Origin of the sequence: Arsenicicoccus sp. UBA6765, from assembly GCF_002453335.1 — a bacterium.
Classification (GTDB): Bacteria; Actinomycetota; Actinomycetes; order Actinomycetales; family Dermatophilaceae; genus Arsenicicoccus; species Arsenicicoccus bolidensis.
This window is the reverse complement of the sequence record NZ_DKGR01000037.1, coordinates 8,172-8,530: the sequence shown is the minus strand read 5'-3', so window position 1 is coordinate 8,530 and position 359 is coordinate 8,172. Positions and strand designations below refer to the sequence as shown.

Sequence of the window (359 nt, the reverse complement as noted above, 5' to 3'; positions counted from 1 at the left end):
CCAGGAGGCCACGCCCGCCGCCGAGGACGTCCCCGCGGCGGAGACTCCGGCGGCGGAGACTCCGGCGCCGGACGCGAAGCCCGCGGCCGCACCGGCCCCGAGCCCCGTCCCGACCCCGGCCGCCGTGCCGACCCCGGCCGCGATGCCGAAGCCCCCGGCTCGTCCGGCCCCCGCGTCCCCGTCGGGCGTGCCGGCACCGATCGCCCCGCCCGCCGGCCCGCCGAGCAACGCGGCGACCTTCGGCCGGGTGGCCGAGGACGGCACCGTCTACGTCCGGACCCCGGACGGCGAGAAGGCCGTCGGTTCCTACCCGGGTGCGAGCAGCGAGGAGGCCCTGGCCTACTTCGCCCGCAAGTACG

1 pseudogene is annotated in these 359 nt (G+C 80.2%); it reads right to left on the bottom strand.

Annotated features, from left to right (window positions below):
• Nucleotides 1-228: pseudogene (locus tag B4K29_RS10375) on the bottom strand (hypothetical protein); the annotation flags it as partial.
• Nucleotides 229-359 lie beyond the last annotated feature (131 nt).